This is a genomic window from Clostridium sp. DSM 17811 (genome assembly GCF_018861905.1).
Classification (GTDB): domain Bacteria; phylum Bacillota; class Clostridia; order Clostridiales; family Clostridiaceae; genus Clostridium_AD; species Clostridium_AD frigoriphilum.
The window spans coordinates 15,655-40,808 of the sequence record NZ_JAHLDU010000016.1 but is presented as its reverse complement, the minus strand read 5'-3'; the positions used below and the strand labels follow the sequence as shown (position 1 = coordinate 40,808).

At 31.1% G+C, this 25,154-nt stretch carries 20 protein-coding genes; 16 read left to right on the top strand and 4 right to left on the bottom strand.

What is annotated here, in order from left to right; all coding sequences use genetic code 11:
* The first annotated feature begins 40 nt into the window (after window positions 1–40).
* The 5 genes from KPL44_RS17495 (at window position 41) to KPL44_RS25865 (ending at window position 5,960) form a co-directional block, all read left to right on the top strand.
* Entirely contained in the window at window positions 41–1,984 is a 1,944-nt protein-coding gene (locus KPL44_RS17495; protein WP_331702781.1) for a sigma-54-dependent Fis family transcriptional regulator, read from the top strand.
* Window positions 1,985–2,218: 234 nt separating this feature from the next.
* Complete coding sequence (gene adhE, locus KPL44_RS17490; protein WP_216252797.1) at window positions 2,219–4,840, top strand: bifunctional acetaldehyde-CoA/alcohol dehydrogenase; 2,622 nt, start codon at window positions 2,219–2,221, stop codon at window positions 4,838–4,840.
* Between the two features lie 58 nt (window positions 4,841–4,898).
* Complete coding sequence (locus tag KPL44_RS17485; RefSeq protein WP_216252796.1) at window positions 4,899–5,093, top strand: hypothetical protein; 195 nt, start codon at window positions 4,899–4,901, stop codon at window positions 5,091–5,093.
* Window positions 5,094–5,463: 370 nt separating this feature from the next.
* Complete coding sequence (locus tag KPL44_RS17480; protein ID WP_216252794.1) at window positions 5,464–5,610, top strand: hypothetical protein; 147 nt, start codon at window positions 5,464–5,466, stop codon at window positions 5,608–5,610.
* A gap of 131 nt (window positions 5,611–5,741) precedes the next feature.
* Window positions 5,742–5,960 carry a hypothetical protein gene (locus tag KPL44_RS25865; RefSeq protein WP_331702786.1) on the top strand — a complete coding sequence of 73 codons (219 nt, stop codon included), beginning with the start codon at window positions 5,742–5,744 and terminating at the stop codon, window positions 5,958–5,960.
* On the opposite strand, the gene KPL44_RS17470 is transcribed toward KPL44_RS25865, so the two are convergent.
* Entirely contained in the window at window positions 5,886–6,992 is a 1,107-nt protein-coding gene (locus tag KPL44_RS17470; protein ID WP_216252790.1) for a GerAB/ArcD/ProY family transporter, read from the bottom strand. The two genes, KPL44_RS25865 and KPL44_RS17470, sit on opposite strands and share 75 nt — an antisense overlap.
* A 279-nt stretch (window positions 6,993–7,271) precedes the next feature.
* On the opposite strand from KPL44_RS17470, the gene KPL44_RS17465 reads away from it, so the two are divergent.
* Window positions 7,272–7,967: a DUF975 family protein gene (locus KPL44_RS17465; RefSeq protein ID WP_216252788.1), complete on the top strand. Its 696-nt coding sequence runs from the start codon at window positions 7,272–7,274 to the stop codon at window positions 7,965–7,967.
* 199 nt (window positions 7,968–8,166) lie between these two features.
* Here the strand turns inward: KPL44_RS17465 and KPL44_RS17460 are convergent, their stop codons facing one another.
* Both KPL44_RS17460 and KPL44_RS17455 read right to left on the bottom strand, forming a co-directional pair.
* Window positions 8,167–10,176: a methyl-accepting chemotaxis protein gene (locus tag KPL44_RS17460; protein ID WP_216252786.1), complete on the bottom strand. Its 2,010-nt coding sequence runs from the start codon at window positions 10,174–10,176 to the stop codon at window positions 8,167–8,169.
* A 159-nt stretch (window positions 10,177–10,335) separates the two neighbouring features.
* The gene (locus tag KPL44_RS17455; RefSeq protein ID WP_253201825.1) at window positions 10,336–11,577 is read right to left on the bottom strand and encodes an HD-GYP domain-containing protein; all 1,242 of its coding nucleotides are present in this window, start codon (window positions 11,575–11,577) and stop codon (window positions 10,336–10,338) included.
* A 353-nt stretch (window positions 11,578–11,930) separates the two neighbouring features.
* On the opposite strand from KPL44_RS17455, the gene KPL44_RS17450 reads away from it, so the two are divergent.
* Complete coding sequence (locus KPL44_RS17450; RefSeq protein ID WP_216252784.1) at window positions 11,931–12,599, top strand: FadR/GntR family transcriptional regulator; 669 nt, start codon at window positions 11,931–11,933, stop codon at window positions 12,597–12,599.
* 229 nt (window positions 12,600–12,828) lie between these two features.
* On the opposite strand, the gene KPL44_RS26085 is transcribed toward KPL44_RS17450, so the two are convergent.
* Entirely contained in the window at window positions 12,829–13,767 is a 939-nt protein-coding gene (locus KPL44_RS26085) for a cobalamin-dependent protein (protein WP_216252783.1), read from the bottom strand.
* Between the two features lie 353 nt (window positions 13,768–14,120).
* Here KPL44_RS26085 and KPL44_RS17435 point away from each other — a divergent pair, with 353 nt between their 5' ends.
* From KPL44_RS17435 to KPL44_RS17395, 9 genes are all read left to right on the top strand, one after another.
* Window positions 14,121–15,851: a methyl-accepting chemotaxis protein gene (locus KPL44_RS17435; RefSeq protein WP_216252904.1), complete on the top strand. Its 1,731-nt coding sequence runs from the start codon at window positions 14,121–14,123 to the stop codon at window positions 15,849–15,851.
* Window positions 15,852–16,151: 300 nt separating this feature from the next.
* Window positions 16,152–17,870 carry a dihydroxy-acid dehydratase gene (gene ilvD / locus KPL44_RS17430; RefSeq protein WP_216252771.1) on the top strand — a complete coding sequence of 573 codons (1,719 nt, stop codon included), beginning with the start codon at window positions 16,152–16,154 and terminating at the stop codon, window positions 17,868–17,870.
* Between the two features lie 45 nt (window positions 17,871–17,915).
* A complete protein-coding gene (locus KPL44_RS17425) occupies window positions 17,916–18,863 on the top strand; it encodes a sugar kinase (RefSeq protein ID WP_216252769.1) in 948 nt (315 codons plus the stop codon).
* A 51-nt stretch (window positions 18,864–18,914) separates the two neighbouring features.
* On the top strand, window positions 18,915–20,234 hold the full coding sequence (locus KPL44_RS17420) for a gluconate:H+ symporter (RefSeq protein ID WP_216252767.1): 1,320 nt from the start codon (window positions 18,915–18,917) through the stop codon (window positions 20,232–20,234).
* Between the two features lie 308 nt (window positions 20,235–20,542).
* Entirely contained in the window at window positions 20,543–21,001 is a 459-nt protein-coding gene (locus KPL44_RS17415; RefSeq protein ID WP_216252765.1) for an AraC family transcriptional regulator, read from the top strand.
* Window positions 21,002–21,614: 613 nt separating this feature from the next.
* Complete coding sequence (locus KPL44_RS17410; protein ID WP_216252763.1) at window positions 21,615–22,667, top strand: LytTR family transcriptional regulator DNA-binding domain-containing protein; 1,053 nt, start codon at window positions 21,615–21,617, stop codon at window positions 22,665–22,667.
* A 201-nt stretch (window positions 22,668–22,868) separates the two neighbouring features.
* A complete protein-coding gene (locus KPL44_RS17405) occupies window positions 22,869–23,612 on the top strand; it encodes an ABC transporter permease (RefSeq protein WP_216252761.1) in 744 nt (247 codons plus the stop codon).
* Window positions 23,609–24,568, top strand: coding sequence for an alpha/beta hydrolase (locus KPL44_RS17400; protein WP_216252759.1), 960 nt, complete (start codon window positions 23,609–23,611; stop codon window positions 24,566–24,568). The genes KPL44_RS17405 and KPL44_RS17400 overlap by 4 nt, the downstream gene beginning before the upstream one ends.
* Window positions 24,569–24,710: 142 nt before the next feature.
* The gene (locus tag KPL44_RS17395) at window positions 24,711–25,118 is read left to right on the top strand and encodes a GNAT family N-acetyltransferase (protein ID WP_216252756.1); all 408 of its coding nucleotides are present in this window, start codon (window positions 24,711–24,713) and stop codon (window positions 25,116–25,118) included.
* The last annotated feature ends 36 nt before the right edge of the window (window positions 25,119–25,154 follow it).

Genomic DNA, 25,154 nt, shown 5'->3' with positions numbered 1-25,154 from the left:
AAAAAGTAATATACTTGTATTAGACGAGGAGGTATTAAAATTGGAGATTGAAATCGGAAAACAAATTTTAACACCAGAAGTTTTAAAAAATCAATTAGATATAATTAAAAGATCACATGCGCGATCAGTAGATTATGGTATTGAAAAAGGAACAGTATTTCCTCAAAGAATGCTAAAACTAGAAGGACGCAAAGATAACATTAATAAAAATAGAAAGCTTTTAAATGCAGCTTCTAGATTTATGGTAACCTTATATGAGTTTCTAAAGGGATCAGGTTTTTTTATAGTTTTACTTGATAATGAATGTTGCATTCTAAAAATAATAGGCGATGAAGATGTGGTAGAGGAAGCACAAAGTTTGAATATGGTAGTTGGTGCTTATATGTCAGAAAATAGTATAGGAACAACTGCAATGGGTATTGCTATAAAAGAACAAAATCCTATTCAAATTTCTGAAAAAGAACATTTTATTGTCGCATATCAAAGATGGACTTGCTCTGCAGCACCAATTCATGATGTAGATGGAACTATAATTGGATTACTTAATTTAACTGGTGGTAGAGAAAAAGTTCAAAAACATACACTGGGACTTATAGTTTCGGCTGTAAAATGCATTGAAAATCAAATAAATGTTGAATATATAAATAATAGACTGCTAGAAACTTATCAATATATGAATACAGTAGTAGATTCTATTTATTTGGGCATTTATGTTATAAATAAAGATGGAATTTTAAAAACCATTAATAAAGAAGCTTGTAGTATTTTACGTATTAAAGAAGAAGATATAATTGGTAAAAAAGTAGATACTATTTTACCAGATTGGATAAATATATTTGAAAAGATTATAAAAGGAAATGTTTATAATAATATAGAGGTAACATTAAGCAATGAAACTACAAAAACTAGATACAATGTATCTGCAAATCCAATAGAAATTGATAACGAAGTTAAAGGCTTGGTTGTTGTGTTTACTGCAATAAAAAAGGTAATTAAACCTGTGAATAAATATAGCAGTGGTAGAGCAGTTTATAATTTTGAGGATATTGTTGGTGACAGCCCAGAAATAAAAAAAGTAATAGAATATGCGAAGATAATAAGTTCTTCCCCATCTACTGTTCTTATTCAAGGTGAAAGCGGAACTGGGAAAGAACTTTTGGCTCAATCTATACATAATTACGGAGATAGAAGCAATAAAACATTTATAGCTATTAATTGCGGAGCTATTTCTAAAAATCTTATAGAAAGTGAACTGTTTGGTTATGAGGAGGGTTCCTTTACAGGAGCTAGAAGGGGAGGCTGTGCAGGCAAGTTTGAGCTTTCAAGTGGTGGAACGCTTTTCTTAGATGAAATAGGTGAGATGCCGCTTGATATGCAAGTTAATCTTTTAAGAGTTCTGCAAGAAGGCTATATAACTAGAGTCGGAGGAGATAAAATAATTCCTGTAGATGTAAGAATTATAGCTGCAACATATAAAGATTTAAAAAAAGAAGTTGAAAAAGGAAGATTTAGAGAGGACTTATACTATAGGTTAAGCGTTATCCCAATAAAAATTCCATCACTTAGAGAAAGAAAAGGAGATTTGCCGATTCTTATTGATCATCTTTTGAAGATAAAAGCTAATAAATTAAACAAGAAACTCACAATTATGAGCGCAGGTATATATGAAAAAATGCTAAATTATAATTGGCCAGGAAACATAAGAGAACTAGAAAATTGCATTGAAAATATAGTAAATTTGAATGGTGAAAGTACAATGGTTTTTGGTGATGATGAAAAAAACAAATCTATAAATAAGGATTATTCAAATAAAGTATTAAGTGTAGAAAATGAAAAAATTTATACTTTAGCAGAACTCGAAAGGAATGAAATAATAAAAGCAATGGATCAAAATGAATATAATATAACAAAAACAGCAAAAGACTTAGGAATAACTAGAGCAACTTTGTATTCCAAAATAAAAAGGTACAATATAACTAGGTAAAGTTCCAATAAACATAATCCTATGAAATAATGGGCTGTATTAAAATTATACAATGTTTAAAATTCATACGCTAAAATAAGGGAAATAGTATAAAGAATATACAACACCACCTAAGTAAATTTGTTTATGCCAATGAAAACGTTATATATGTAGTTGGCATGATTTTTGCTCTATATAAGTTTATAGTTGAGTAAAATATTTAAAGCAACTAAATTTTACGAATGAGGTGGTCTTATGAAAGTGGTAAATAATAAAGTACCGGAAAAGACAACTACCCAGAGAGTTACAAATGCGCAGGAATTAGATATAAGAATGGCGCAGGTTAGAGCAGCACAAAAGAAGTATTCAACATTCACACAAAAACAGGTAGATCAAATATTTAAAGCAGCAGCTATAGCAGCAAATGACCAAAGAATTCCACTAGCCAAAATAGCTGTTGAAGAAACAGGAATGGGACTTGTAGAAGATAAAGTTATAAAAAATCATTTTGCTTCTGAATATATATATAATTGTTATAAAGATTCACAAACTGTTGGAGTTTTCGAAAATGATGAAGCCGGTGGTATATCTAAAATTTATGAACCAATTGGAGTACTAGCTGCAGTTGTACCAACTACAAATCCAACATCTACTGGAATATTCAAAGCTCTTATAGCTTTAAAAACCCGAAATGGAATCGTTTTCTCGCCACATCCAGGAGCTAAAAAATGTACCATTGCAGCAATTAAAGTAGTGAGAGATGCAGCAGTAGCAGCAGGTGCACCAAAAGATATAATTGCATGGGTAGATGAACCTTCCATAGAACTTTCAGGGCTTGTTATGAAATCAGCAGATTTAATACTTGCAACAGGTGGTCCAGGAATGGTTCAAGCTGCTTATTCATCAGGAAAACCAGCTGTTGGCGTTGGTTCAGGAAATACACCAGCAATTATTGATGACACAGCTGATATTAAAATGGCTGTAAGTTCAATTTTACTTTCTAAGAACTTTGATTATGGAACAATATGCGCGTCTGAGCAGACTGTAATCGTTATGGAGAGTATTTATGATGAAGTTAGAAAAGAATTTATTAAAAGAGGGGCTTATTTCCTTACACCAGACGAAACAGAAAAAATAAGAAAAGTAATATTAGTTGATGGTAGATTAAATCCGAAGCAGGTAGGTAGATCGGCTTCAACAATAGCAGCCCTTGGAGGAATTAAACTTCCTGAAGAAACAAAAGTTCTTATAGGCGAAATTGAATCCGTAGAACTTGAAGAAGAATTTTCACATGAAAAATTATCTACGGTACTTGGTATGTATAAGGTTAAAACTTTTGAAGAAGCACTAGCTAAAGCGGAAAGACTTGTTGTACTTGGAGGTTATGGTCACAGCAGCGTATTATGGACTCATAGAACTAAGTCTAAAGATAGAATAGCTAAGTTTAGTTCGCTTATGAGAACAGGAAGAATTATGATCAACATGCCATCCTCTCAAGGTGGAATAGGTGATATATTCAACTTTAAGACTACTCCTTCATTAACACTTGGTTGTGGATCATGGGGTGGGAATTCTGTTTCAGAAAATGTTGGAATTAAACAGCTATTGAATATTAAGAATTTAGCGCAGAGGAGAGAAAATATGCTTTGGTTTAAAGTTCCATCAAGAGTTTATTTTAAATATGGTTGCATCGAGAAAGCGATTCAAGAATTAAAGGTATTGGGCAAAAAGAAAGTATTTATAGTGACTGACCAGATTCTTGTTGATCTTGGAATTGTGCATAGAGCTACAAGAGTTTTAACAGAACTTGGAATAGAGTTTAAAGTGTTCTCAGATGTGCTACCAGATCCAACCCTTGCTACAGCAAGAGCAGGTGTTGAACAATTAAACGGATTTAAACCAGATACAATTATGTCAATTGGTGGAGGATCACCAATTGATGCAGCTAAAATCATGTGGGTATTATATGAACACCCAGAAGTAAAATTCGAAGATTTAGCTATGAGATTTATGGACATTAGAAAAAGAGTTTATACATTCCCTGTCATGGGCTCAAAATGTTATATGGTTGCAGTGCCAACTACAGCAGGTACTGGTTCAGAAGTCACCCCATTTGCAGTAATTACTGATGAAAAAACAGGAGCTAAATATCCTTTAGCTGATTATGAATTACTTCCCAATATGGCTATAATAGATGCAGAGCTTATGATAAATATGCCAAGAGGATTAACTGCAGCTTCAGGTATAGATGCTTTAACTCATGGGTTAGAATCTTATGTATCAGTTATGGCTTCACCATTTACTGATGGATTAGCACTAGAAGCTATAAAAGAAATATTTAAGAATTTACCACTTGCATATAATGAAGGTCAAACGAACATAAAAGCAAGAGAAGGAATGGCTCATGCTTCTGCAATGGCTGGTATGGCATTTGGTAATGCATTCCTAGGAGTTTGTCATTCAATGGCACATAAATTAGGATCAAAACATCATGTGCCACACGGTGTTGCTAATGCATTATTAATTAATGAAGTTATAAAATATAATGCTGTAGATAACCCAAGAAAACAAGGCACTTTCCCACAATATGAATATCCGAATGCTAAGAGAAAATATGCAATGGTTTCAGAAGCACTAAACTTAGGTGGAAAAACAGATGACGAAAAGGTAGACTTACTAATTAAAGCTATCCAAGCATTAAAAGATCAAGTTAATATTCCTAAGTCAATAAGTGCAGCAGGGGTTAAAAAGGAAGACTTTTATGAAACACTCGATGAAATGTGTGAACTAGCGTTTGATGATCAGTGTACAGGTGCTAATCCAAGATACCCATTAATCAAAGAAATTAAGGCAATGTATATTAAAGTATTTGAATAAAATATTAGTCAATAAAAGAAAAATTTAAAGTAGATATTTAAGAGTTATATCACATGAAATGATAACAGTGTACCTGAGAGGATGGCGTATATATATGAATGTTTATATAAAAAATATGTCAAATGAGCAAATGAAAGACAAATTCATGGAAGTCAAAATTGAAAACCTTATAAGGCTTGATGCTGAAAAACAACTTGAAAAACAACTTAAAAAGATCAAAACAAGGCCGAAAGTTGCAGAAGTTCCATTATAGGAGCTTAGAATATATATAATACTGTATTACATTTATTTTTCTTTTGAAAATAATAGCAGCCAATTTATAGATAAAACTATAAATTGGCTGCTTAAGTTATATTTTATGTCTTGTTTCGTAAGGTTATTGCAGAAAATTCGCAAGCAGAATAGGTTAAATTATAATTAAAAAAATGTTATTTGTTGAGTATAGTCATAATAATCAGTTTAATATTTGCTGTTTATAAATTTTGACCTATTAGAGGGAAAAGGGAAGATAATATAGAATATGTATAGTGACATAAAAATAAAAACGTTTATTTTACTCGAGATTTTATTAATACTATAGAATATAAAAACTATAGAAAAGAATAAGTAGGAGGGTGAAAACAATGAATTATGAAAAATTAAGACAAGATTTATTAAAAAAGGTAGGTACATCGAAAATTATGTCTCTAATTCTTACGAAAAATAGTCCGAATGAAAAAGAACTTCTTCGATTGGCCAAAAAATATAATTTAAATATTTCAGAGTATTAGTTTTTGAATTGCTAAAGAAACTTTGAAAAATATTACAAAAACAACCATGCTATCAAATTTAGATGGTTATTTTTTTTGCGATCTTATAAGGAAGTAGGAAAGAAATACTTTGATAGTGTATAATTAAGTAAATTTTCAGTGAGGCAGAGGCTTATGGTGAGCAAATAAACGCGGGCATAGCAATGCATAAAGGAAAGTTCATTGAAATGCAAACAGGAGAAGGTAAAACATTAGCTGCGGTATTCCCTGCATATCAATTAAATAAAGTCATAGAGTTATTTATTAGGGTATTTAAAAAATTTAAAGGTAGAACGTCTACTCTTAATCTCCGCTACAATAAAAACAATTAAGGGTATTATAACTTCAAAAGGGAAGGCATAATATTGCCATATATTATAAGTGAAAAATGCCATTTCCGTGGTACTTTTGTAAATAAAAAAAGAGATGTTTAACATTAAAAGAGCTATAGGTGTTACAATAAATTTGTAATCATCAAACCCAAAAACTTTTGAAATTCCGTTGCAAACTGCAAAAGCACATATACTTACTTTAACAAATATACAAACTAAAAATACAATAATTACTGTAAGTTCAAGTCTTTGAAGAAAACCAAGTCTAATAAGACTTACTGCCATGCTAGAGGCGAAATATACACTAGAGACGGATTCACTGCCTAGTACTAAAATGTTTCTTAAAACTGTTAAAACTATAAGTCCTCCTCCTACGAATAAGGCTACCATAAATGTTTTTTTGTAATTTTTAATTTTTGATATATTTGAAAATACCATTGTAAAAATTACAACTTCACCAAAGGGAAAGGAAAAACTCGAGAAAGCACCATTTAGAAGTGGTGATAAACCATTATCTAGTATTGGCTTTAATCTGTTAATATCCATTTGTGTAATTGACAATAGCGGTACAATTAAAACTATTAGAATTACAATAAAACTGAAGAATTCAGCCCATCGGCCTAAGACTTCAATGCCTGCATTTAGACTCCATATAAGTAATATAGTAAAAAAAATCATTGGTATTACTACTGGTGTATCAGCGAACACTAAAATATTAGTAAATTCTGATATAATTCTAATAATTAAGAGCCCAGTATGAAAGGTAAACCAAATCATTAGTATGCTTATAATTTTCCCTAGAAACTTTCCCATAACGATTGGGAGTATATCAAATAGATCTTTTCCTGGATATAAAGATAAAATTCTAGAAAAGATAAGAAATAGTATAGTTGACCATAAAATAGCAATAATTATTGCTAGCCAGGCATCTTTGTTTGCAGGATTACCAGACCCCACTAAAAGAGAATTCCCAAGTAGGAAAAATATTATTAAGATAATGCCTTGCCTTTCTGAAATAGCTTCATTTTTCATTTATACCTCCTAAGGTGTTTTCTTTAATTAAATATATATTATTAATTTTCCCAATAAATAAGTATTTAGTCATATCACTCAATTTATCCATAAATCCAGCAATAACAACTTCCGTTTATGAGCGAAAAACGACATTTAACGCAAAATATATTGCATTACTCATTTTCATAGGGTAGTGTGTAATAAAGTACGCTGGAAGAAAAATTAAAATTTAAGCAAGAGTGTCATTAAGTATTATATGGGAAAAGCAATCAAATAAAAAATAGGAGGCACTCAAATATGGAAAATGATACGCCAGAAAGAATTCAACCAGATTATAAAGCTCAAGCAAAGAGGCAGTTAAGTGGTAATTGGGGAATAGCTATTGGATTCACTCTAATATATACTTTTATACCAATTATACTAATCACACTAATAACGCTAATCACAGTAATAAATTTAACACTTAATATTAACATACAGTCATTATCATATGTTGTTACTATACTAGTATCTCCATTAGCGCTAAGTTCAGTTATATTTTATAGCAGACTTAGCAAAAAAAAGACAGTAAGTGTAGGAACTATATTTAGTGGATTTAAACATCTTATAGCATCGTCAGTAATATATTTAGTACTTAATGGACTTATGATAATTAATGGATTAGTTGCAATATATTCTTCAAGAGATGGAATCTTTCTTTCGTTGGTTATGGCAATAATTACTTGTTTCATAACTTTATACTACAGGATGGCATACTACATTATAGCAGTGGAAGATAATATTAGTGTAATTAAAGCACTAGCTAAAAGTAAAAAAAATATGTATGGTCATAAAATGGAATTATTCCTTTTGGAGTTAAGCTATATAGGATGGGTGTGTATATCATTAGTAACTTTAGGAATAGCTTTATTGTGGATAGTACCTTATATGGAATTAACATTAGCTAACTTCTTTTTAAATAATTATCAGCCCGAGGATGAACATTTATACTAAGTGGGTGTTCTATAACTCCCACACATAAATTAAGAGGGTTCTTGATTGTGTTGTGTTCAAAAATACAGTAAAAAATTAATAAGTCTAAATCCTTAAATAATATTTTTAAGTAATTTAGACTTATTATGTTAAAAAAAATTTATTCTACTTCTAACAATAATGATAAAAGTGATTTTATGTTGGATCCCATTGCAGAAGGTTATAATTTAAATTGTGAGATTGCTGATTCTAAGACATCCACGAGAGTTTTCATTTTTTCAGCAGTATTACTAAATTCATTCATGGTTGCTGTTATTTCTTCTGTTGTTGCGGAAACTTCCTCTGTACTTGCACAAGACTCTTCACTTACCGCAGCAATACTTTGCATTTTATCAACTATGTCATCCTTTTGAATGTTAGTTTCTGCTATAGAAGAAGAAATTTCATCTGCTCCGACTTTAAGATTTCTTATAGACTCGGAAATCTTATTGAATATTGATTTAGTCTCTATTACTGCATTTGTCTGCTTCTCTACTACATCTTTAGAATCTTCCATTGTCAAAACTGCTTGTACTGAGTTTTCTTTAACCTTTAAAATTAATTCTTGAATTTGCTTTGTGGAAGCTGCGGACTGCTCTGCTAGTTTCCTTATTTCATCTGCGACCACCGAGAAACCTTTACCTGCCTCTCCTGCCCTAGCTGCTTCTATAGCAGCATTTAAAGCTAAAAGATTAGTTTGTGATGCAATACTATTTATAGTTTCAGTTATAGCTCCAATATTTTCACTTACTGTATTCATTTCCTCAATAACAACTGTAACTTTTTGCGCTGAGGCATTTGCTTCTTCGGTTTTCTCCATAAGCATATTCACCACATTTAAGCCATTTTCACTTAAATCGTCAGTCTTTTTAGATACTGTATCTATCTTAATAGCTAATGTTTTTATATTGTCAATACTATTACCTAGTTTACGAACAGAGTCTGCGCCATTCGCAATATCTTGAGCTTGATCTGAGCTGCCATTTGCAACTTGATCGATAGTTAAGGATACTTCCTCTACTGCCACTGCAGTTTCACTAGACATCCTATTTATTTCTTCAGATGCTGTTGAAATAGTCTCAGCCGTATCTTTAACCTTCTTAATAAGATTACCTATATTATTAATCATAATATTAAAATGGTTTCCTAATTCACCAAATTCATCTTTAGATTTTATATCTACGTGTACTGATAAATCACCCGCAGAAGCCTTGCTAAATATATGCTCCAATTTATCAAGCTTTGCGGTTATGGATTTACTTAATATTAAGGACACAAATATGGCTATTACACCTAATATTAAAATAATTAAAAGGGTAATATTTTTTAGAACATTTGTATCATTTAATAATTCAGTTGTAGGCATATACGCTATAATTTTCCAGCCGGTTAATGCATTAGTTGTATAAACGCAATAATTATTTACTCCTTTGTAAATAAAGTTTTCTACACCTTCTTTATTTACTTTAACATTATTCCAATAAGATAGAGTATTTACTTCAGTCCCTCCGAGTAAACTTTTATCAGGATTAGAAATCATTAAACCTTGCATGCTTGACACGGAAGTATACCCATTATTACCTATTTTAATTGAAGATAAGCTATCTGATATAGTGGTTAAATTAATATCCGTAGAAATTACACCTACTATTAGCCCGTTATTCTCTACAGCTTTCGCAATTGAAAACATCATTAATCCACTATTAGCGTCTTTATAAGGTTCTGTAAAAATTACATTACCTTTATTTTCTACCGCCTTAGTATACCAAGGTCTAGCAGTTGGGTCATACCCTTTAGGCATTTTTTGAATGGGATAGATTAGAAAGTCTTTGTTAGCACTTGCAAAATACACATTAGTTAAGTCTTTTCTACTGTCCTTAACGGATTGCAATGCCCCTAAAGCATAAGGTTTAAATTCAGGGTGTTGTTGCAATGATTTTAAATCAATATTAGCGGCTAACATATCCACATACCCCTGTATTCCAACTAAATAGTTAGTAAGTCCTCTGTTAACTTCTCCCAATGTTTGCGCAGAAGTTAGTTTAACTTTAGATTCTAAAATAGCATGAGATTTATTGTAAGTAATTATTCCTAGTATGATTATGGGTGCTAAACATAGTATGACTAAAACTACTAATAATCTAACCTTTAAACTTCTTAAGTTAATTCGTTTTCTTTTAATATTTTTCATATGTATCCCCCTCTTTTGTTATTCGACACATTTTCCTTTTTAAAATTTATTTTACCACTAATAGTTTCCAACATTCAACATTTATTTGTTTTTATTTTGAAAAATATCCAGTAGTACTAAAATAGAAAGTGTTCTACAACATATGTATAATAAAATGATTTATATTGTGCGTTTGTTCTCATGAATTATTGATGAAAACCGTGTTTCATAAAAACTTAATGCTTTTGATTGTTCCATTTTTACTTGTGTATTTATAACTTCATAGTTATCGAATAGTAATTCAACAATCCGTTTATCCAATAAATTTTCATTTGCTTGTTTTTTCATAACCGTATAAATTTCATTTTTATCCATTCCTTTTCTATAAGGTCTATCTTCGGATATGGCTGTAAATATATCTGCAACAGCCATTATTCTAGAACCGGTACCAATTTCTTCACTAGTAAGATGAAATGGGTACCCACTTCCATCTAATTTTTCATGGTGATAAGCTGCCCACTCAGCTATTCGTTGCAAACCACCAATTGAATTTAACGTCTTAAATGTGTGATAAGTATGACACCTTATAATTGCAAACTCATCAACTGTTAATTTGCCTGGCTTCTCAAGAATACTGTTTGGTATTATTAATTTACCTATATCATGAAAATTCCCTGCTATCCTCATTGACTTTACATCTAACGCTGCAAGTCCAAATAATTCAGATAATTTTACTGCACATTCTGATACACCAGATGTATGAGTAGCCGTAAATCTAGATTTAAAATCTATTAGATCACGATATAAATTTGATATTAATGATACATCGTCTAGTTCTATTTGCATGTTTTTAAACTGCCCGTTGATTAATAACAATGAATATAAATTAGGAGAAGTTAAATCTAACCAAAATTCCTCTCTTTTAGATAAATCAAGAAAATAAGTTACTATGTTCTTATGTATAACTGTACCTGATAATTTTTTTATTGTTGTTACTATATCGTTAACTTGGTGTAAGATATATTTATTCCTATTTATTAATCTCTCAACATAATCAGATAACAAAATGATTTGAGAAGAAAAAATTACTGGGTTTTCTATATCATCATCCCAATCATTCCAATTCCTATGATGGTTTCTTACTATCTTTGAAATTTTTCTTAACCATGGTATTTGTTCTAATAATAATTCCCCTCTTATAGTATGAATATTTTCATCTATTTCCTTAAAATTATGAATAGCTGTTTTCTCTTCCACAGATACTGCACCAATATCATGTAATAATGCAGCAGTAAAAATATTTTCTGTAATTTCAGATCCTAAATTGGCTGTTTTTGATAACTCAAGTGCAATAAATGCTGTTCTATGTTGATGTTGCGCAACCAAGGGATTTGCTAAATCGGCTACTTCTGATAAAGACAATAGCAAATTACCTAAGTTTACGGATAATTGACTCTTAATAAAATCATCTCCTTGATTTTGAAACTATTATAGTATCGTTGTCTCATTATTTATCATAAATTCATTAGTGTTCCAATTAATATTACAAGAAAAGCAGAATTTGGTCAATTGGTTGTATCTTAAAATGCTGCAAGAGTTTAGTGATGATTTGGAGGCAATAAGTGTATCTATCAAAGAAGTAGATTCTATTATTACAATGAATAAGTGTTTATATGGATAACACATGATATAATACTATTAATGTAAAATAAAATAATAATGTATTTATTAGATATTGATAAATTCAAATTAATGATATATAGGAGAATTAAGAGATGAAGGATACAAGAACTAGTGATAGAGTTTTTAATGTAATACAAGAAAAAATTATTAGTGGAGAATATAAACCGGGAATGAAAATTATGTCAGAACTTAAACTTGCGCAGGAGTTGCAAGTAAGTAGAGTATCTGTTAGAGAAGCTATAGAAAAAATGTCAGCAGTTAATATTGTCAGCAAAAGGAGAGGTGGAGGTACTTTTGTTAATGATTTAAAGCCATCTGTTTATTTAAATAGTTTAATACCTATGATTACCCTAGGTCAAGATAATTATAATGATATATTGGAATTTAGATTAATAATAGAGTCAGAAGCAGCAGGGCTTTGCGCCCAGAGATGTAGCGATGATTTAGTAAATGAAATCGAGGAATGTTATAACAATATGATTAAATATCAAGATGATTTTGAAAAATTTACTGAAGAAGATTTAAATTTTCATATGAAAATTGTGGAAGGAAGCAATAGTCCCTTGATTATAAAAGTAAACGAAATATTAAAGAATCTTTTAAGGGCCCATCAAAAGCTATTGTACAATAATTTAGGACCTTCTGGAGGGCTTAGTGAACATAAGCTCATATTAGAGGCTATAAAAAATAGAGATTCGCAGCTTGCAAAATTATTTGCAAAAAGACATATAGAACGAACAATAAGAGACATAAAGAAATAGATATTAATAAAAATAATAGTTAATATAATATTTGCCCTATAGAATAGACAATTAAAACTTGTCTATTCTATAGGGCATTTTTATGTTTAATAGACAGATGGGGCTGCAACGGGTTTGTTCTACGTCGATGTTGCGCAACCAAGGGATTTGCTAATCTACTACTTCTGATAAAGATAATAGCAAATTATCTCCCTGAGTTTGAAATTAAATATATAACAACGATTTGAGGTTATTCTAAAACATTATTTATCATAAATTCATTAGCAATTTTAACAGCCTCATCCGCATTAGAAGAATATCCATCGGCTCCAACAAACTTCCACAAATTTTTATCCCTATTGAATAGTCGCCCACCTACTATTATTTTAACATCGCTAAAATCTTTTAAATTCCTTATAGCTGTAATTAAACAGTGCACTGACTCAAGATAATTAGGCATTGTACAGGATATTGCAACTATATTAGCTTTACGGTCTTTTATTGCCTTTATCACACTCTGCGATGGAACATCACAGCCAAGAAAATAGGTATTCCACCCATCAATTTCAAAAAAATCTGTAACCATACGTATGCCAATATTATGTGAATCACCAGATGTACTTAAAGATATAAGGGAATGCCCATTTTTCTCAGAGGTATGAAAATAAGGGAAAAGCTGTGACATTATAAGTTGTGTAGAGTACGAAAAATAATGTTCTTGATAAATATCTATAATATTCATATCCCATTGCTGTCCAATTTCTATAAGAGATCTTTCAAATACGTCGTTATATATTCTTTTTATATCAATCATATCACTAGTAACTGCATTTAAAATCATCTCACTTGCTTTTTGCGATTCACCATTAATTAAAGCCTTAAAATATGAATTCTTTAATAGAAGCATTTCAGGTTCTATTAAACACTTGGATAATTGTATTGAATCTCTCAGTATAAAATCTTCATTGTAGTTTTTTATTTCTGATCTTCCAAGTAAGTAATCTAGAGAAACATTAAAAAAGTCTGCTATTTTTTGCAGTGTTTCCTCATCAGGAAAGCGCTTACCTTGTTCATAATTCGCTATAGTTGTTTGAGCTAAACCAAGCATTTCAGCTAAATATCTTTGAAGCAAATTACTTTCTATACGAAGTTTTTTTAGTCTATTATAAAAGTGTTTAACGTTACTCACCTACCATTCACTTATATATTAACATAAAATACTGTAAAATTGAATTATTAAAATAATTTGTAACTTTAGGAGAATTATGTTTACAAAACCACAAAGTGAGTAGTACAATACTAATACAACACTATTTGAAATAAAATTCATTAAATATATTTACTGTAATTCAAAATGCTGACATAGCCTTAAATTATGTAAACAAATAAAAACTTGGGAAGAAAGTGGGGTTGATCAAGAACAACAGATGATAACATTAAAAGAATATGGTTGCGATATAATTCAAGGATTTTATTATAGCAAACCACTTTCGGCTAAGAATTTCGAAGAATATATTAGAAAAAAAGAAGGGAAGTGTTAGTATCAAATTTTTTTTAAATCTAGAGGTAAAGAAAAAGCTTATATTAGTATTTTCAGTGATTTGTATATTTATAGTTTTAATAGGAGCAAAGGGGATAATAAGTTCATCAAAGATAAATGAGGGTTCTAAGTCTATATATAGTAACAATTTAACAGCTATTAATGATTTGCAAGAAATTAAAGGAAATATCAATGAAATGAGAGGGAATATGCTTACAATTATTTTTGAAAGAGATATGTTGAAATTAGATGGGCAAGTAAGGAATATAAATAATATATTTAATATAAACATAAAAGTGCAAAAGGAATATGAAAGTATACCTTCAGCATCAATAGAAGAGGGTAAAACTTATGATGATTTTAAAAATGAGTTAGCAAAATATAGAGAAGGAAAAGTTGAGATAATAGAACTTGCAAAATCTAATAACTATGGAATAGCGGTTAAGATTTTTAATTCTACAATGGCACAAACAAGAATTATTATGTTTGAAAAATTACAGAAATGTATAGAAATAAATCAGAAATCAGCTGCGCAAGCAAATTTAGATAATATAGCTCAGTTTAATAAGGTTAGATACACAATAGTAAGTTATACAGCTATTATATTTTTTATTATAATTCTTATGGGATATATATTAAGTAAAAATATAATGAATCCATTAAATAAGATAAAAGAGTTAGCAGATAGGCTATCTTCTTACGATTTCTCAACACCAATTAATATTACAAGGAAAGATGAATTTGGACAAACAGTTGTAGCTTTAAATACTGCACAAGAAAATGTAACTACTTTGATAAAAGTAGTTATGGGGAATGCACAGGATTTAAGTGCATCATCAGAAGAACTTTCAGCTACGGTTCAAGAATTATCTTCAAAAGCTATAATTATAGATGAAGCAGTAGAAACTATCGCGGCGGGTATGCAAGAGACTAGTGCTTCCTCAGAGGAAATAAGTGCATCAGTTGAAGAAGTAGATTCTAGTATTAATATATTATCCTCAAAGGCTATGGAGGGAAGTAACAATTCATATCAATTTAAAAAAAGAGCTACTAAAGTTCAGGAGAATAGTCAAAAGGCAATTAATGAAACTCAAAAACTATATGCAGAAAAACAAAAAAATATGGAGAAAGCAATTGAAAGTGGAAAAGTAGTAGATAGCATAAAAGTTATGGCAGATACTATCGCAGGTATAGCTTCGCAAACCAATCTTCTTGCATTAAATGCTGCAATAGAAGCAGCAAGAGCAGGGGAACAAGGTAAAGGATTTGCAGTGGTAGCAGATGAGGTAAGAAAACTTGCAGAGCAGTCAGCACAAGCAGTAATAAATATTCAAGATACTATTGTTAAGGTTCAAGGAGCATTCAAAAGTAGTATTGATACAGGTTGTGATTTATTAGAATTTATAAACACACATGTTAAAGTACAATTTAGTGCATATGCAGAAACAGGAAAGCAGTATTATAGTGATTCAGATTTTGTAAGTAAAATGTCTGAGGAAATAGCAGCTATGTCTGAAGAAATTACAGCAACGGTTGGGCAAGTAAGTCAAGCAGTTCAAAATATGGCTGAGTCTTCACAAAGTTCAAGTGAAAAAGCAAGTACAATAAAAGATAGTATGAATGAAACAGCGCAGGCTATTGAGCAAGTGGCATTAACAGCACAAAGCCAAGCAGAACTTGCTCAAAAATTAAATGAAATAGTTCAACAATTTAAGATTTACATAAAAAAATAGATATTAATAAAAATAATAGTTGATATAATATTTGCCCTATAGAATAGACGATTAAAAATTGTCTATTCTATAGGGCATTTTTATTTTTAATAAACTGACAAATACATAAATATAATTATTTAATCTAAAAAAAGTCTTGACATAAAACCGTTTACTGATTAATATATAGACATAAGTTGTAGGACAACTATAAACGTATAAATCAAAAAGTGGTTAAAAATTTTTTTATATAGCAGTTAAAGGGTTACAATTGAAAATTTGTGTCATACAACTACAAAATAAAATATGAGGTGATTATAAATGTTAAAGAGTCAAAAATTAAGAGAAATAGCTCCAGAAATAGATTCATTAAGATTAGGTTCAGGTTGGTCCGTGGATGAACTTTCTAAACCACAAATTATTGTAGAAAGTAGTTATGGTCAAAGTCATCCAGGAAGTGCGCATTTAGATATATTAGTTGAGGAAGTTTGTAGTGGAATTAATAACAAAGGTGGAAAACCGGCTAAATATTTTGTAACAGATATATGCGATGGAGAATCACAAGGACATGATGGAATAAATTATTCACTTCCTTCTAGAGAAATTATGACAGATATGATAGAGATACATGTACAAGCAACACCTTTTGATGCAGGAGTATTTATTACAAGTTGCGATAAGGCAGTGCCAGCACATCTTATGGCTATTGCAAGACTCGATATGCCGGCAATTTTGGTGCCCGGTGGAATTATGAATGCCGGTCCTGATATGCTTACTTTAGAACAAATAGGAACATATAGTGCGCAATATGAAAGAGGAGAAATAACAGAAGAAAAATTTACATATTACAAACATAATGCGTGTCCGAGTTGTGGTGCTTGTTCATTTATGGGTACTGCATCAACAATGCAAGTAATGTCAGAAGCATTAGGAATAGCAATGCCTGGAACTGCATTAGTGCCAGTTACATTAGAGCAATTAAAAATTAATGCAAAGGTCGCAGGAGAACATGTTCTTAAGCTAATAGACATGAACATAAAACCATCTGAAATAATGACTAAAAAAGCTTTTGAAAATGCTATCATGGTGCATGCAGCAATAGCAGGTTCAAGTAATGCTTTAATTCATATTCCAGCTATCGCACATGAACTTGGAATTGACATTGATCCTGAATTATTTGATGAAATTCATAAAAAAATTCCATTCATATTAAATATAAGACCAAGTGGCTTTTATCCTGGATCATATTTTTGGTATGCAGGAGGAGTTCCAGCAATAATGGAAGAAATAAAAGAATTCTTACATTTAGATGTGATTACTGTAACTGGGAAAACCTTAGGTGAGAATTTAGATGACCTAAAAAGCAATGGTTATTATGAGAATTGTAATAAATACCTAGAAGCAATAGGTGTAAGCAAAGAAGATATTATAAAAACTAAAGAAAATCCAATTCAAGCTCAAGGAGCAATTGCAATACTCAAAGGAAATTTAGCACCAGGTGGCGCAGTAGTAAAACATTCAGCTATATCTAAAAAGCTAATGAAGGTTACTTTAAAAGCTAGAGTTTTTAATTGTGAGGAAGATGCTATAAAAGCGGTATTAACAAAAGAGATTAAGCCTGGAGATGCAGTGTTTATAAGGTATGAAGGTCCAAGAGGATCTGGAATGCCAGAAATGTTTTATACAACAGAAGCCATCGCATCTGATCCAGAGTTAGTTGAATCTATAGCTTTAATTACTGATGGTAGATTTTCAGGAGCAACTAGAGGACCAGCTATTGGTCATGTTTCACCTGAGGCAAGTGAAGGTGGACCTATCGCACTAGTCGAAGAAAATGATATTATAAAAATTGATATAGTTGCTCGCGAACTTAGCATTATAGGAGTAAAAGGACAAGAAAAAACTGAAAGCGAAATTCAAGAAATCTTAGAAGTAAGGAAAAAAAGTTGGGTAAGGCCAGCAAGAAAATATACAAAAGGAATACTTGGCATATACACTAAATGTGCAGTAGCTGCAATGAAGGGTGGATATATGGAATAGATTTATATTCATACCATATGTCATAAATATATAGGAGGCTGTATTATGGATGTAGTTACTTTTGGAGAGTCTATGGTTTTATTTGGCCCGGATTCCTCAGGCCCATTAAGATATGTTCAAAACTTTAATAAATCAATTGCAGGCGCAGAATCGAATGTTTCAATCGCGCTTGCAAAATTAGGACATAAAGTTGGTTGGTTCTCGAAACTTGGAGATGACGAATTTGGAAGGTATATACAGTCCACAATTCGAGGTGAGGGTGTAGATGTATCAAGAGTGATTTTCGAACCTGGAAAAAATACAGGCATATTATTTAAAGAAAGGTTTATGCATTCTAATCCAAATGTTTATTACTATAGGAAAGGTTCAGCAGCTAGTAATTTGAAAGCAGAGGAATTAGATGAGTCGTATATTAAAGATGCAAAGATACTTCACATTACTGGAATTACACCTGCACTTTCTGAAAGCTGCAGAAAAACATTATTCAAAGCAATAGAAGTCGCAAAAGCAAATAAGGTACTAGTTTCTTTTGATCCTAATATTAGACTTAAATTATGGACAAAAGAAGAGGCAATACCAGTTATGCTTGAAATTGCTAAACTATCAGATATAATTTTTCCCGGTATAGATGAGGGAGAAATGCTCCTTGGATTTACAAAGCCTAACGATATTGCAGATAGCTTTATAAAGATGGGGTGTAGTGTTGTAGCAGTTAAACTTGGAGAAGAAGGTTGTTACATAGCAGATAAAGACAGAGGTTTATATGTAAATGCATATAAACTGGAAAATCCCCAAGATACAGTAGGCGCAGGAGATGGGTTTGCTGCGGGGTTCCTTTCTGGAATGTTAAAGAAATTAGATCTCAAAGAATGTGGAGAATATGCAAATGGAGTTGGCGCTATGGCAGTGATTGTAAAGGGCGATATGGAAGGGTATCCAAATTACGAACAACTAATGGCGTTTATTGGAAAAAAGAAAACGATTGCGAGATAGAGATAAGTTTATAAGTTTGGGTTATTACAAAAATAAGAGGGGGATTTTATTATGCCGTTATTAATTGTTGTTTTCGGAGTTGCGTTATTATTAGTTCTTATGATAGCTTTTAAATTAAATGGTTTCTTGTCATTAATTATTGTAGCATTATCAGTAGGTATTATGGAAGGTATGCCACTTCCAAGTGTTGTTCTTTCAATAACAAAGGGCGTTGGTGGAACACTCGGATCTCTAGCACTAGTACTTGGTTTTGGTGCTATGCTTGGTAAGCTTATGGCAGATAGTGGTGGGGCTCAAAGAATAGCGCTTACACTAATTGATAAGTTTGGGAAAAAACATATACAATTAGCAGTTATATTAACGGGGTTTATTGTTGGTATTGCTTTATTTTATGAAATAGGGTTTGTACTTTTACTCCCACTTGTGTTTTCAATAGCAGCAGCTGCTGATATTCCACTTTTATACATAGGAGTTCCGATGGCTGCAGCATTATCTGCGACTCATGGATTTTTACCACCACATCCGGGCCCTACAGCTATAGCTGCTATTTATAAAGCAGATTTAGGTAAGACTTTAATTTATGGTATTGTTTGTGCTGTGCCAGCAGTAATTTTTGCGGGTCCTGTACTTACAAAATTCTTAAAACATATGGAACATGATATACCAAAAGGTTTATATAATCCTAAGACATTTACTGATAAAGAAATGCCTAGTTTTGGCATAAGTGTGTTTACAGCTTTAGTGCCAGTAATACTTATGGCAGCAAGAGCTATCGCTACTATTAATTTACCGAAAACTTCACCTATTTTAAATTACACTAACTTTTTAGGAGATCCCGTAATAGCACTTCTTATAGCAGTACTCTTAGCTATATTCACTTTTGGATTAAATAACGGTAAAAAGATGCCAGAAGTTATGAAAACTGTAACTGAATCAATAGCTGCAATATCTATGATTCTATTAATAATAGGTGGCGGTGGAGCATTTAAACAGGTCTTAGTAGATAGCGGAGTTGCAGATTATGTTGCTCTAATCATGAAAGGATCAACCATTTCACCATTAGTACTTGCATGGTCAATAGCAGCAATACTTAGAATAGCACTAGGATCTGCAACTGTAGCTGGACTTACAGCAGCAGGTATTGTTGGACCATTAGTTGTAGCAACAGGTGCTAGTCCTGAACTTATGGTACTCGCAACTGGAGCCGGGAGTCTAATATTCTCACATGTTAATGATCCCGGATTTTGGATGTTTAAAGAATATTTCAATTTATCAATACCAGAAACATTAAAATCCTGGTCAGTACTTGAAACCATAATATCTGTGGTCGGTTTAGTTATGGTTTTATTATTAAGTATGGTAGTGCATTAGAATTTAATTAAGTAATAGTCATCAATTTTATCTAAAGTTAACTACAAAAGAACATGTGAAAAAGCTATGAATTTCCTCATAGATTTTTCACATGTTTTTTTATAAGTAGTTTTTTATATCTTCAACTTTTCTAAATCAAATACATTTGATAATATTGTTTTTTATGGTAAACTTTATATGGGTAAGGATTTACTGTTGTTGAATGGGGTGGAACTGAAATAAAGTAATATTTAAAGATATAATTTTTTACACATGCCACTTGCCATGTGGGTGGCACCATTTTACCGTTTTAAAGGAGGAGTAAGAGTATGGCATATAAATTAAATGAAATAACAATAAGAACGAATAATTCCAAAGAAGGAATAAACAATATTGGTGATATTTGGAATGATATTACAAGTGGAAAACTACCTATTATTTTTGATAGTAAACATGTATTTCAACAGGGTATCTCTCCAGTTTCAAAATACAGTAATTATTCCAGTGATGAAAATGGAGATTATGATCTAACGATAATGGCTGTAACAGCGGACTTTTTTCAAAAGATGGATGCTAAAGTAAGTAAAGGCTTTTATAAAAAATACGATGAAAAAAATGAAAATGGAGAAATAAGTGTTTGTACGAGAAAGGCATGGGAAAAGGTATGGTCTGAGCAAAAATCGGGCGATATACATAGAACTTTTACAGCAGATTTTGAGAGCACTGTTCCAAGTGAATATACGAAAGATGGCAAAGTGCATTGCTATTTATATGTTGCAATTCAGTAGTTGTTTTAAATAGTAACTCAGTAAATGATCGCTTTATTATGGCAAGAATTTAATTAGAATTTAATTAAGTAAATAAGATCGATATCTAATAATTTACTGAAATCACTGACTTGTAGGTAGTTAAATTTAAGTTAAAATGATTTTAATTTTAATTAAATTTAACAATAAAATAAAGTTTCTTGAATATACGCTTTTGAAATAATTGATTATTACCCAGTAAATAATGGTCGTTAATTTTATATAAAGTTGGTTACAAAAGAACAAGTGAAAAAGTTATGAATTTCCTCATAACTTTTTCACTTGATTTTCTATAAGTGTTTTTTATATCTTCAACTTTTTCTAAATCAAATATATCTGTTGCTATTTGATCAATAACATCCTCGGGTAAAGATTTAATCTTATCTATATAAATTCATATTATATATTTCATTACTATTAGTTGTATTTTTAATCCATCCTTTTAATAATAATTTCTCCTCAGAGGTTAGGTTGTTAAACCTTTGGAAAACGTTATTTCTATTGTTATGAAAAAGAATTGTCTAAGTAAAATAGAAAAATAATTAGCCCGAAACTATGCTATAATTATTAACAAAAAGGTTGAAGGATGATTTATATGTTTAAAATTAAAGGTTTGTATAAAGAGAAAAAGAATAATATTTTGAAAGGCATAGATATTAATATAGATAAAGGAAACTCTGTAAGTATAGAATGTAGCAATGAGATAAGTGATTTGCTGGTAAATTTGATATTAGGAAAAGAAATACCCGGAAAAGGTGAAATTTTTATAGAGGGTATTAAAAATTCAGAATATATTAAGAAAAACATAGCTAGTATAGGAGTTGTGCTCAGAGAAGATGCTCTTTATGAAAATATGACGATAGAGAGTTATATGAAGTTTTTTGCTGATATTTTTGGAAACAAGGTTGATTATAAAGAAATATTGATGGGTCTGGCACTTTTGGACATTGCCAATACTAAAATTAGTAAGTTAAGTTATTCACAAAAAAGACGTGTAAGCTTTGCTAGAGAAAGATTAAAGCAGCCTAAATTGTTAATATTTCAGGAGCCAATTCTTAATATGGACCTGGATGGAGCCATATCAATAATTGAAAACATAGATGATTTATGTTCTAGTGGAACTGCTGTGTTGATCACTTCCGTGCTTTTTAAAGATACAATAATGATCGGCGAAAAAGCGTATCGGTTAGATGCAGGTGGATTGGTATCATTAGGTAATAACAGAGAAGAGTATGGCTGCCATAAAGAGGAAGTGCATAAGGGGGTGGATGGCATCCCTATAGAAAAATTGGTCAGTACAAACGAAATATATAAAATTGAGAAGATACCGGTTAAAATTGATGATAAAATTCTGCTGTTTGATCCGATAGAGATTGATTATATTGAGAGTGACAAGGGAATTAGCAATATATATATTAGTGGAGAAAAGTTTCCTTGTACTATTTCTCTTACTGATTTGGAAGAAAGATTAAAATACTTTGGATTTTTCAGATGTCATAGATCGTATATAGTAAATTTACAAAGAGTACGAGAAATAATTACTTGGACAAGGAATAGTTACAGTCTAAGTCTGGATGATAAAATAAAGAGTTCCGTACCTTTGTCAAAAGGTAGACTAGATGAGTTGAAAACAATACTAAGGTTGTAACTATCAAGATTTAACTCTATTCATTCAAGGTATTATATGCTCCATTGGACTCTAAAATAGAGGCACTAAGGCAATCTAATACTCTGTTCATAGCTTTTTTGATGTATAAAGATCCAATCTGTGACATAATTAATTTGTAAAAGCGCAGAAAGGAGCCAACACTAGAAAACATATTTTAAATCTAACAGGGAGAGAATTATAATGGGATTTACAAGAAGAATTAATGTATTGTTTAAAAAGGAAGTAAATGGTTTATCAAAAAAATCGAATCTTTTATTAATGTGCTTGTTGCCAGTTCTATTTAGTTTTATATACACTACAGTATTTCGTGGAGTAGGGAAGAGTGATGGGCTTGGTAAATTCGATATATTATCTATATGTTTAGGTATGAATATTGTACTTGTAGCCGGCTCTATGATAGCTATGCTGATTGCAGAAGAAAAAGAAAAAAATACACTTAGAACCCTTATGCTTTCAGGAGTGTCACCTTTAGAATTTTTAACAGGAAAAATTGTTATAACATTCTTGGTATCAGAAATTCTAAATATACTTATATTTTATATAGTTGGAATGGATTCTGTGCACTTAGGAGAATTTATATTGTTAACGTCTTTAGTTGCAATTAGCATGATAGAAATTGGAGCGATAGTAGGAATTATTGTTCCTGATGAAATATCAGCAGGAACAGTAGGAACGCTTATATTTATGTTTTTTTTAACGGTGCCATTATTTTCGAGCTTCAGTAAAAAGATAGAACTAATAGCAAGGTTTTTGCCTAATTATAATATGAACCTAATGTTTCAAAAGGTGTTTAGTGGGGGAGAGATTGGAGCGGGAGAAGCCAAGAATATAGCAGTAATCTTAATCTGGATAATAATTTCTGGAGTTACATTTGTATGTACTTATAATAAAGTTGGATTAGATAAATGGAGGAACATTAGATGAGAAAGGCACTAAGAATAACAAGAAAAGTATTACTATGGATTATTGGGATTATAGTTGGACTATTAATTATCTCAGCAGTAACGCATAAGATCCTGAACTCAATTGAAAAGAACAAATATAAAATCGGTCAGACGATAAATGTAGACGGTAAAAATATGCAAGCTTATGTAACTGGCTCAGGAAAAAAAACAATCGTATTATTAAGTGGATTAGGAACCGCTTCACCGATTACAGATTTTATGCCTTTGGCAAAAAGGTTAAGTGCTGATTATAAAGTCGTAATCCTTGAATGCTTTGGATACGGTTTTAGTGACACTACAAAAGAGGAACGTTCTAATGCAAACATTGTAAAGGAAATAAGGACAGCACTTAAAGAATTGAAAATTAATGGACCGTATATATTAATGCCCCACTCCATATCGGGCATATATTCTATGTACTATGCAATAAATTACCCGAAAGAAGTGGAGGCAATTATTGGTATTGACGAGTCTACACCTAATCAAACAAAAATCAATAAAGATGCTAACATGTCACCCTATTTGGCGTTGATTAATACGTCTGGAATTGTAAGGGATGTTACATATCTTTTGCAAAGTGTTGACGATGGCATGAACAAAAACAATTATTATTCTAATGAACAAGTTAAAGTGAAAAATATGGCAACAGTTTGGAACGGCGGCAATATATCTGTGATAAATGAATCTAATATGGTAAATAAAAACACAAAAGAACTATATGATGTGAAATACCCAAATAAATTACCTGTTTTATCCTTTTTGTCAAAAGATTCGGTGGACAGCGATAAAGAGTGGTTGCCACTTCATGAACAAGTAATTTCAAACTCTGATATTCAAAAGATTCAAGTTCTTAGTGGGAAGCATTACTTACATTGGACAAACGCAGATAAAATCGCCAAAATGTCAAAAGAGTTTATTTCTACATACGTAAAATAACGTATTCATCAAATACACTAATATTAGAGCAGGATATGATATTAACATGCAATATAATGGTACAATTAACTCGAAAATTGTTGTGTGATTGTATTTTATCGTGCAATAAAATTTATTTATATAATCGGAGGTTTCAATAGACATGGATATAACATACAGCGCTCCATCAGCGATAGAATATATTTCTTTGAGATTAAAAACTGGAATGGGAACGAAAGATTTATCAAAAACAGAGATTGCATTGAAACATTCATTGTTTATTGTTTCTTTATGGGATAATGATAAGTTAATTGGTTTTGGAAGAATTGTTGGTGATCAAGGGATAACTTATGTTGTTTCTGATATTATGGTAGATCCTAATTATCAACGTAAAGGTCTAGGAAAAGTGGTTATGAGAGAAATAGATTCCTATTTAAACAAAAACACAGATGAAAATGCATATGTATGTTTGATTGCCAATAAACCAGCAGATAAGCTATACTATCAATTTGATTTTGAGTATGTAGATCCGAAGTCCTGCGGCATGAAAAGAAAGCAGATTAAAGAGTAAGATTAGCATCAACTATTTATCAAAAAAATAAAGTGA